Here is an 8653-nt window from a genome sequence, read left to right as displayed (position 1 = left end):
CCCAACAACAGACAGCCCCGCTGCCGAGGATTCCGGCAGCGGGGCTGTCTGTTGTTGAAGAGGGGCTGCAACGAGGAGCTTGAGCGTCGCACCCATCCGCAATGCCTACCTCAGCGACGCACCTTCTTGTCTTCGATCTCGGTATGGCTGACATCGAGACCGAGCGGATGACCGGCCGAGAGTTCGGCACGCGTGGCATCGCGTACTTCCAGCACCTCGACTTCCCAGCTCAGCGCCTGGCCTGCCAGCGGGTGATTGGCGTCGACCTTGACCTGCTGTTCACCGACTTCCAGCACCGTGACCGACCGCTGGCCTTCCGGGGTGCGGGCCTGAAAGCGCATGCCGGCGTTGATCTCGCCCGGGCCGAAGGCATCACGCCCGAAGTACTGCACCAGGCCTTCATCCCGCTCACCGAAGCCTTCGGCTGGCGTCAGATTGACGACCTTGCGGTCGCCGACATCGCAGCCCTCAAGCGCGCTCTCGAGCGCTGCCAGAATATTGTCGTGGCCATGCAGGTAATCCATCGGCTCACGCTCAAGGGAGCTATCCAGCACAGTGCCATCAGCGGTGCGCAGGGTGTAATGCAGGCTGACGACCTGCTGGGAAGTAATCGCCATGGGAACCACTCCAGAAGAAAGGTGCAATGCGGTCTCGCGGATCAAGACGGGGGAGACAGGACGGCAACTCAGCTTTCGCTGCGCCGCAGCTGACGACTGGACAGCTCGACACGCTGTTGCTGATTGATCAGATTGAGCAGCACGATGACGCGCTCATCGCCCTTCGCGCTCTCGAAGACGCCACTGAGCGAACTCAAGGGGCCATCGATGATCTCGACCTGCTCGCCGGCCCGGAAATAGACATTCTCCGGCGGTTGCTCCTGGCGTTGCTCGCCGCTGGCGATCAGGGCTTCCACCAAGGGCGTCGGCACCGCCGTCGGTGTGTTGCCGAAGCTGACCAGCTTGAGCACGCCACGGGTCGAGCGAATCGGCCGCCAGTTGTCATCCATCTGATCAAGGCGTATGAACAGGTAATAGGGGAAGAGCGGCTCTTCAACCCAACGCAGCTTGCCGCCGCGCTTCTTTTCCACCTCCAACAGGGGGTGGAAGACGTGAAATCCCTGATTGGTGAGGTTCTCCGCCGCACGGAAGGATTCCCCGCCCTTGCACTGGATCAGATACCAATGCGCCTTGGCAGCTTCTCGGGCTTCACTCATGATGACCTCTCATTGCCTGCCTGCCCCACTCATGCGTGTCTCGACCTGCATCATGCCTGTCGGCTGACCGGCAGGACAATGCATGGCTCTTGCCCTCAGGCAGTGCGACAATCCGGCCATGAATGACGCAAGCGGCAGATAGCCGCTCACCGTGCGTGTGACACGCGCGGCCACACCCTCTGCATGGACAGGCAAGGCTTTGACTTCAAAGGATTTACGCTTACTCGTTGGCCGTCATGGTATCACGTTCCTGATGGGATTCGCCTCCGGGCTGCCACTGCTGCTGACCGGTAGCGTGCTGCAGGCCTGGATGACGGATGCCGGTGTCTCACTGGACGCCGTGGGCCTGCTCGCGCTCGTCGGCCTGCCCTACACCCTCAAGTTTCTGTGGGCGCCATTGCTGGACCGCATCATGCCGCCGGTGCTCGGTCGGCGCCGTGGCTGGCTGATGATCGCCCAGCTGGCCCTGACCGCACTGATCGCGTTGCTTGCCTTGCAGGACCCGCACATGTCGCCGCTGACCATGGGCGCCATCGCGCTGGCGGTCAGCTTCTTCAGCGCCACCCAGGACATCGTGATCGACGCCTATCGGCGCGAGCATCTGCCGGACAACGAGCTGGGGCTGGGCTCCAGCTTCTATGTCTATGGCTATCGCATCGGCATGCTGATGGCCTCGGCCGGTGGCCTGGTGCTGGCCGACATGATCGGCTTCCGCGTGACCTACCTGATCATGGCCGCGACCCTGGGCGCCTGCATGCTGGTGACGCTGCTGGCACCGGAACCCGAGGCACAGGCCGCGCCGCGCGCCCATCATCTGCATGAGATCCTGTGGGACCCCATCCGCCACTTCATGAAGCGCGATGGTGCCATCTGGCTGCTGCTGTTCATCCTGCTCTACAAGCTGGGCGATTCCGTGGCGGGCAATCTGACCACGCCCTTCTACAAGGACATCGGCTTCAGCAATTCGCAGATCGGCGCGACCGTGAAGCTGTTCGGCCTGTGGCCGTTGCTGGCCGGCACCTTCTTCGGCGGCCTGATGATCATGCGCATCGGCATCTATCGGGCGCTCTGGTGGTTCGGCATCCTGCAGATGGTATCGACTGCCGGCTTCGTGTGGCTGCATCACGTCGGTGATTCGCTGGCGTGGCTCGCGGCGGTGGTCGCCTTCGAGAACCTGGCGGCCGGCATGGGAAGCGCCGCCTTCATCGCCTTCATGGGCGCGCTGACCGACAAGCGCTTCACCGCCGGCCAATACGCGATGCTCTCATCGATCATGGGCCTGCCGCGCGTGGTGATCGCCGCGCCCTCCGGCTATCTGGCCGATGCGGCCGGCTGGGACAGCTTCTTCTGGATCTGCACGCTGGCCGCCATACCGGGCCTGTTGCTGTTGCTACGCTTCCGCCACTGGGGCGCGATGCTGGCCACGCCACACAAGTCACCCGCCATGTCGGGCGAGTGACAACGCCGCGCAGGCAACCTGGAGAGCCCGAAGACAGCAGGAGAGCCCGAAAACAGCAGGTAGCACCACGAAACCCAGCAAGAAAGAATGAGGCAAGTCAGTCGGCGTCGTTGACACTGTAACAGCAGGTAAACGATGCTTATGCGGCATAGTGCATAAAGATAACAAGCTGCACCGCAGCCCAGCTGGCGCCAGGCGGTGACATCAAGCACAGGGAGCCCGTCATGCCCATCACCACCCGGATTCACGAAGGCATCATGATCACGCCGCCTGCCCAGCTGACAGGCGAGCTCGCGCGCTATTTCCGCCAGGAGATGCTGGCGATGATTCCTGAGCACACCGGCACGCTGGCGGTGGACCTCAGCCATGTCGAGGCCATCGATGCCGATGGGCTCTCGGTGCTGGTCAGTCTGCATGATGCGCTGTCCCCGGCGGCGCTGGTGGTGGTCGAACCCTCGCCGGTCATGCAGACAGAGCTGGAGCGCGTGCGCCTGTTCGAGCTCTTCGATATCTACTATCAGCGCGACCCGCTGCTGGAGTCGAGCGGTGACACCCGGACAGGGCCTTCTCGTGAGGTAGCCTGATGAAACGCGACCCGGCTCGGCCCATCTCCCTTTTCCGCTCTCTTCGACGCCTGCTGGGCGTCGCGATCACGGCCGGCCTGATGGGCGGCTGTACGCCGATCATGCTGGACGACACTCCCGCCGAAGATCACTGGCAACAGGCGACCCACTGGCCGCTGGAGCTGCCTGCCCCTCATGCCGATGATCGCTTCATGCAACTGCCCGCGGGCGATGACCAGCGGCTGGCGGCGGGCGATCGTCTGAGCGTCAGGGTCGCCGGCAGCGAACTCTTCGATGGCAGCTACGAGGTGGATCACGACGGACGCCTGCGCCTGCCGTGGCTCTCGTCGGTCGAGGCCTCCAACAAGACCATCGACGCCCTGGCGGATGAGATCACCCGGCGTCTGGTAGAGGAAGAGCTGATTCGCCCGGGTCTGGCGCATGTCAGCATCCGGCTCGAGGAATGGGCGCCGTTGGCCGTTGCGGTGTCCGGCGCGGTGTTCTTCCCGGGCGAGGCGGTCATCAATACCCGCCTGCCGGAAGAGCGCATGGTGCGCCGCGATTTCGCCGGCGGCGATGCCAGTCAACAGCGTCGTTTGTCGGCGGCCTTGACCACGGCCGGCGGCATCCGTCCCGACGCGGACCTGAGCCATATCGAGCTGATTCGCGACGGCCAGACACAGGTTCTCGACATGCGCGGCCTGATCGACGGCGAGTATGCCGCCAATCCCTGGCTGCGTGTGGGGGACCGCATCCACGTGCCCTCCAGTGGCGCCTTCCAGGCCGCGCTGATGCGCCCCTCGCCGCTCACCGCGCCGGGCATCGTCATCTATGCCTCCAACCTGACCACCCCGGCCAACAACAACAACGTCAGCAATTACACGGTATTGCGCTCGCAGGTGCCCTACGGCGTGCGCATGCTGCAGGGCGTGATCAATGCCAACTGCGTCGGCGGCATCCAGGCGACCTCCGGCTCGCGCCGCGCGGTACTGATCAGTACCAACCCGATGACGCATCAGCCGGTCGTGGTCGATCGCGGTATCGATGCCCTGCTGGCCAATCCGGCGGATGTGGGCGTCAATCCCTATCTGATGCCCGAAGATGTGGTCGGCTGCTATGACTCCGGTGTCACCAACATCCGTGATATCGCCCGCACGCTGACTGACCTGCTGACGCCGGCCACTCTGCTGTAACCCATCGCCTGTCCGTTGATGGAATGCGACTGATCACTACCACGCGACAAGGATGTGCATGACAGAGTCCCGCTCACCCGACACACCACAAGACGCAGCCAAGCCCTCACTGGGGCGCCGACTCCTGGGCGTCCTGCTGGGCTGGGCGGCGCGTGGCTCCAGCATGCGCCCGCGCACCCGCCGCGCGGCCTACCTGTTGCTGGCGACCGCCATCCTGAGTGTCATCTGGGGGTTGACCATCGCCTTCATCGCCGTAGCACCAGTCACCTACACCACCAGCTGGACGATGATCCTGCCGGGTACCGGCTCCGGCCTGTCGGTGAATTTCGAGAGCATCGGCCAGGCCAGCACCAGCGCCAACTCTTCCTACTCCAGCTCCTCGCTGGACCCCAAGGTCAACTATCGCGCCATCGCCGAGAGCCCTGCCGTGCTTGAACGTGCCGCCAGCACGGTCGACATGCATCCCGACGATTACGGCAAGCCCAAGATCAAGCTGACCGACCAGACCGCCCTGATCGGCTTCCAGACCAGCGCGCCGAGCGCCAAGGCCGCGCTTGCACGTGCCAATGCGCACATCGATGCCTTCAATGAGGTGATCGAACAGCTGCGCAATGATGAGCAGGCGCGCCGCGAAGCCGTCATCCGCCGCTCGCTCGAGACCTACGACCGCACGCTCAAGGAAACCCAGCGCAAGCTGCTCGAGTTCCAGTCCACCTCCGGGCTGGTTTCCATGGAGCAGTTCAAGGAACTGACGCTGAGTGTCGAGGCGCTCAAGGACACGCTGGAAACGCGGGATGGCGAGCTGTCGGCCCTCAATGCCCGGCTCGCCACCCTGTCCAGTCGCCTGGGACTGGACGCCGGCCAGGCCGGTGGCGTGATCGCCCTGCAGCGCGACGCCCGCTATCAGGCGCTGCTGACGCAGGCGGCGGAGCAGGCGGCCAGTCTCGATGAAGCGCGCGGCAAATGGGGCGAGCGCAATCCGGAAGTCATCAATTTGGCCGCGGGGCTTGATTCCCTCGAGCGCTCGCTGGCCTCACGCATGCGCCAGTTGCTGCCCCGTCAGTCCTCGCGCAACCAGAATGCCCTGCGTGCCGCGTCCGGCCATGCCAATCAGGACACCCTGGTCGGCGAGCTGATCACCCTGGATACCCAGCGGCGCGGCGTGATCAGCGAGCTTGCCACCGGGCGGGCCAATCTGGCGGCCCGCCAGCAGCGGCTGGACAACAGCGTCGCCAAGGCTGCCCAGCTGCAGGACCTGCTGCGCGAGCAACAGGTCGCCACGGCGGTCTACACCACGGCGCTGGCCAAGATCGACATCGGTCAGATCGACCCCTTCGCCAGCTACCCGATGCTGCAGATTCTCGATCCGCCGCCATTGCCCGAGAAGGCGGATTCGCTGGGCATCAAGCTGGCCATCGTCGGCGCGCTCGCCGCGAGCGTCTTCAGCATCATCGGCCTGATTCTCCTGTGGATCAGAAAACCCTACCTGCTGCGTCTGCAGCAAAGCGTGTGAGCCGCCGATGTTTTCCCTGAAGGCGGGGCCAGAGGCGGATGTCCGCCCCGAGACCCCGGAAGAACGCATCATCTGGTTCTCGATCACCGCGACCTACCTGTTCTATCTGGTCGGCGGCCTCTATGTGCTGGCACCGGTGCTGGCATGGTCACTGGTGATGCGTGCCGCCTGGCTGCACCTCAAGGGCCGCCAGCGTTTTCCGCGCCTGCCCTGGCCACTGTGGGTGTGGATCATCGGCATGATCGTGATGGAGTTCTCGCTGCTGGCCGGCCACCTGATCGAGAACCTCGGCACCGGCAAGCTGATCAAGTCCTCCATCGGCTGGGCCAAGGGCTGGGCGCTGCTGGCGGTCTTCCCGATCATCGGCTGTCTGGCGATCCGCCCGGCGGTGATCATCCGCGCGGCCATGCATGTCTGCCTGCACACCATGCTGTTGCTGCCGGTATTCGTCGGCGCCTGGCTGGCGGGGCTGCCCCAGGTGCCCTTCGTCTCGCCGCTGCAGGCCATCGGTGGGCCGGGACCGGAATTCTTCGCCGTCTCGCTCTATGAGATCGACCCCGGCAGCGGCATGCCGCGCTGGCGCCTGTTCACGCCCTGGGCACCGGCGGTGGGCTTTGTCGCCAGCATCTATTTCGCCTGCGCCCTGCTCGAGAAACACCCCTTGTGGAAGGCGATCGGCATCGGCGGCAGCGTGTTGATGATCCTGATGTCCGGCTCGCGCATGGCGCTGGTGTCGCTGGTGTTGATCAGCGCCGGAATGTTCCTGCTCAAGCGTCTGCACAAGCCGTGGCTGTGGTTCAGCTTTTCCGGCGTCAGCCTGATCGGTGGCTTTCTCGGCGCGCCGATTCTGGAGGCCATCGACAACTTCATCGCCGCCTTCAAGGGCTCGCGGGCGGACTCGACCCGCGTGCGAGCCGCGCTGGGGCGCATCGCGGTGGATCGCTGGCGCAACGAGGCGCCGTGGTTCGGCCACGGCATCGTCGAACGCGGTCCGCACCTGGTGGAGTACATGCCGATCGGCTCACACCACAGCTGGTATGGGCTGCTGTTCGTCAAGGGCATCTTCGGCCTGTTCGCGCTGTTGGTGCCGATGCTGGTCAGCCTGCTGCATCTGCTGCGCTTCGTGGTCGGCCGCCCTGTCGTGCAGCTGGGCTTGATCATGGTCGGCCTGCTGTTCGTCTACTCCTTCGGTGAGAATCTGGAGATTCTGGCCTACCTGATCTGGCCGGGACTGATCCTGATCGGCAAGGCGCACCAGCTGGCGGGCCTGCCCGCCAGCGAAGGGCATATCCACAACATGGGGCCGGTGGATGTGGAGAAGCCGCTTTCAAGGGCAGCGCCCGCCTCCGCCGATGCCGGCAGCAGCGATACGGCAACCTAGCCCGATCACGGGATAGTGGAACAAGGCTGCGCCAGATCACGCCAATTCATCAGTACATTGCGCTAGAGTGGCTACACCAGCCGTTCAAAAGCATGACTGAACAAGACCAGATGCCTGGAAAGGCACGACAAGCCAGGGAGCCAGGCGATGGGTGTGATCACGCGACTCAAGACACGTCTGACAGGTGGCGGAGACGGTGGCAATGGCCGCCTGATCCGCAATCTGGCCTGGATGGGCATGTCGCAAGGGGTGCACCGCATCGCGCGATTGGGCGCGACCCTGGTGGCGGCGCGCATGATCGCGCCGGAGTCCTTCGGTATCGCCGCCATCGTGCTCACCGCACACGAGATCATGCACGCCATCTCCAATGCCGCCGTGGTACCCGCTCTGGTGCAGGCCGGTCGCGAGGGATATGAACGCCTGTGTCGCGATGCCTACTGGTTCAATTGGGTGGTGTGTCTTGGCCTGATGGTGCTGCAGATGGCACTGGCCCCGCTGCTGGCCTACCTCTATGACGCTCCCGATCTGACCCTGCCGCTGATGGCGCTGGCGCTGATCTTCCCGATGCTGCCCCCCGCCGCCATCAACGCGGCGCGAATTCTGCGCAGCAACCGCCTGCACATCACGGCGCGCATCGAGATGGGCCAGAGCATCGGCGAGGCCGTCGGCGTGATGCTGCTGGCCGCCATGGGTGCCGGGTTCTGGGCCTTGATCCTGCCCAAGCTGATCGTGACGCCCATCTGGACCCTGACCTACCGCTGGTGCGAGTCATGGCGCATCGATGAGCGCCCCTCCACGCTGTGGTCGCGGCCGCTGATGAGCTTCGCGCGCCCGATGATGGGCGTCGAGGTGGTCTCGGTGCTGCGCCAGCAGATGGATTACCTGCTGGTCGGCGCCCTGTTCGCCATGGACGTGCTCGGCGTCTACTTCTTTGCCTTCAATGCCGGGCTCGGCATCAGCCTTGGCCTCTTGCGCGCCTACTCCACCGCCATCTTCCCGCAGCTGTGCGGCGACATGACGTCTCGCGAACGACTGGCACGCATGCACCACGGCATGCGTCTGTTCGCGATGGTCGCCGTGCCCGCCATCATCGCCCAGAGCCTGCTGGCACCCTGGTATGTGCCGATCCTGTTCGGAGAGGCCTGGGTCGAGCGTGGCGCCCTGCCGATCCTGATCCTGATCTGCCTCTCCGCCCTGCCGCGCATCCTGCTCGACAGTTGCGGCCAGTTGCTACGCGCCCAGGGCATGCCCGGGGCAGACCTCAAGCTGCAGATCTTCATGACGCTGATGCTCGGCGCCGGCATGTTCGCCGGCGTGCCCTTCGGCATCAA

Annotated in this window: 8 protein-coding genes; 6 read left to right on the top strand and 2 right to left on the bottom strand. The window is 64.7% G+C overall.

Features of this window, described 5'->3' with window-relative positions:
* Positions 1-110: 110 nt before the first annotated feature.
* Both AC4FAH_RS10370 and rfaH read right to left on the bottom strand, forming a co-directional pair.
* Positions 111-617 (bottom strand): FKBP-type peptidyl-prolyl cis-trans isomerase, encoded by a 507-nt coding sequence (locus AC4FAH_RS10370; protein ID WP_043332448.1) that lies wholly within the window; start codon positions 615-617, stop codon positions 111-113.
* A 68-nt stretch (positions 618-685) separates the two neighbouring features.
* Positions 686-1213 carry a transcription/translation regulatory transformer protein RfaH gene (gene rfaH, locus AC4FAH_RS10365; RefSeq protein ID WP_176676340.1) on the bottom strand — a complete coding sequence of 176 codons (528 nt, stop codon included), beginning with the start codon at positions 1211-1213 and terminating at the stop codon, positions 686-688.
* Positions 1214-1466: 253 nt separating this feature from the next.
* Between rfaH and AC4FAH_RS10360 the strand changes: the two genes are divergently transcribed.
* The 6 genes from AC4FAH_RS10360 to AC4FAH_RS10335 form a co-directional block, all read left to right on the top strand.
* Positions 1467-2672 (top strand): AmpG family muropeptide MFS transporter, encoded by a 1206-nt coding sequence (locus tag AC4FAH_RS10360; protein WP_082388128.1) that lies wholly within the window; start codon positions 1467-1469, stop codon positions 2670-2672.
* Positions 2673-2896: 224 nt separating this feature from the next.
* Positions 2897-3256: an STAS domain-containing protein gene (locus tag AC4FAH_RS10355; protein WP_043332452.1), complete on the top strand. Its 360-nt coding sequence runs from the start codon at positions 2897-2899 to the stop codon at positions 3254-3256.
* Positions 3256-4428, top strand: coding sequence for a polysaccharide biosynthesis/export family protein (locus AC4FAH_RS10350; protein ID WP_286987161.1), 1173 nt, complete (start codon positions 3256-3258; stop codon positions 4426-4428). The genes AC4FAH_RS10355 and AC4FAH_RS10350 overlap by 1 nt, the downstream gene beginning before the upstream one ends.
* Before the next feature lie 58 nt (positions 4429-4486).
* Positions 4487-5941: a GumC family protein gene (locus AC4FAH_RS10345; RefSeq protein WP_286987162.1), complete on the top strand. Its 1455-nt coding sequence runs from the start codon at positions 4487-4489 to the stop codon at positions 5939-5941.
* 7 nt (positions 5942-5948) lie between these two features.
* Entirely contained in the window at positions 5949-7322 is a 1374-nt protein-coding gene (locus tag AC4FAH_RS10340) for an O-antigen ligase family protein (RefSeq protein WP_215823942.1), read from the top strand.
* Between the two features lie 147 nt (positions 7323-7469).
* Positions 7470-8653, top strand: a 1184-nt coding sequence (locus AC4FAH_RS10335) for an oligosaccharide flippase family protein (protein WP_490245985.1), incomplete at its 3' end; no start/stop codon positions are given.

The sequence above is a fragment of the Cobetia sp. genome, assembly GCF_983723665.1.
The sequence above is the reverse complement of the archived record's forward strand: the minus strand, read 5'-3'. Positions and strand labels throughout refer to the sequence as shown.

Bases quoted from the DNA above. Each gene is read 5' to 3' on its own strand.
- rfaH (WP_176676340.1), bottom strand. From the start codon at position 1,213: ATGAGTGAAGCCCGAGAAGCTGCCAAGGCGCATTGGTATCTGATCCAG.
- AC4FAH_RS10350 (WP_286987161.1), top strand. From the start codon at position 3,256: ATGAAACGCGACCCGGCTCGGCCCATCTCCCTTTTCCGCTCTCTTCGA.
- AC4FAH_RS10345 (WP_286987162.1), top strand. From the start codon at position 4,487: ATGACAGAGTCCCGCTCACCCGACACACCACAAGACGCAGCCAAGCCC.
- AC4FAH_RS10355 (WP_043332452.1), top strand. From the start codon at position 2,897: ATGCCCATCACCACCCGGATTCACGAAGGCATCATGATCACGCCGCCT.
- AC4FAH_RS10340 (WP_215823942.1), top strand. From the start codon at position 5,949: ATGTTTTCCCTGAAGGCGGGGCCAGAGGCGGATGTCCGCCCCGAGACC.
- AC4FAH_RS10370 (WP_043332448.1), bottom strand. From the start codon at position 617: ATGGCGATTACTTCCCAGCAGGTCGTCAGCCTGCATTACACCCTGCGC.
- AC4FAH_RS10360 (WP_082388128.1), top strand. From the start codon at position 1,467: ATGGGATTCGCCTCCGGGCTGCCACTGCTGCTGACCGGTAGCGTGCTG.